Raw genomic sequence first — 989 nt, forward strand, 5'->3', positions numbered from 1 at the left:
GCGGCAATGATGGCGGGCTCGTAGAAGACAGCGACTTTCGGCGGAATGACCATCGCGACATGGGTTTTCATCGCGCGGGGTTTGCGCTGGGTGTCGGCCTGGATGTTGCGCGGCTCAGGGGCCGCTTGTCTCGGTGGGGCTTCCGGTTCGATGCGGAATGCCGCCGGCTTGCGGGGCGCGGTCATGCCAGATGATCTCCGATCAGGAACTGCAAGGCACGGTCGAGCCTGATATGCGGCAGCGACAGCGTGACGCCTTCGGCCGTGCGTTCGAGCTTTGGGGGACGGAAACGGACGAAGCGGATTGCAGGGTCCGCGGAGTCCTGCCTGTGATCGGCTCCCGAAACATCGAAAACCGCATCAATATTCTCCGGTAAGTCACCGGGAAATATGGCTGTTTCAGTTTTTCCATCGAAGGTTTCGCCGTTGATCTTCTCACCGGCTATCGGCGTGCCGATGATGACGGGAAGCGTCTCCCGGCCTTGCCTGACGGTGCCTTCGCGCGTCGCGCGCACCGCCGCCATGGCGACCACATCGACATCGGCGCCGGTGAAATTCGCCCGTGCCACGGCGCGGTCGGCAAGCCGCCGCACGATCGCCTGCAGCCGGTCATGGCTTTCGTGATGCAGATGGTCGGCCTTGGTCGCGGCAACCAGGATGCGGTCGATGCGCCGCGAGAACAGATCGGTGAGGAAGCTGCCCCGGCCGGGGCGAAAACAGCTGAGGATCTCGGTCACCGCGCGTTCCAGGTCGGCCATGGCGCCCGGGCCGGCGTTCAGCGCCTGCATAGCGTCGATCAGCACGATCTGGCGGTCGAGGCGGGTGATGTGTTCCCGGAAAAAGGGTTTGACGACATGCGTCTTGTAGGCCTCATAGCGCCTGTCCATCATGGCGTGCAGCGAGCCTGCGCGCGGACGGTTGTCGCCGATCGCGGCCAGTGGCGCGAAGGTCAGGGCCGGCGAGCCTTCGAGATCGCCCGGCATCAGGAAG

1 protein-coding gene and 1 pseudogene are annotated in these 989 nt (G+C 64.6%); both read right to left on the bottom strand.

What is annotated here, in order from left to right:
• Nucleotides 1–185: pseudogene (locus tag EN884_RS36980) on the bottom strand (TIGR01620 family protein); the annotation flags it as partial.
• On the bottom strand, nucleotides 182–989 hold an 808-nt coding region (locus tag EN884_RS36985), incomplete at its 5' end, for a YcjX family protein (protein ID WP_164895462.1). The pseudogene EN884_RS36980 and the gene EN884_RS36985, both read right to left, overlap by 4 nt.

The organism is Mesorhizobium sp. M7A.F.Ca.AU.001.01.1.1 (assembly GCF_004022735.1).
Taxonomy (GTDB): domain Bacteria; phylum Pseudomonadota; class Alphaproteobacteria; order Rhizobiales; family Rhizobiaceae; genus Mesorhizobium; species Mesorhizobium ciceri.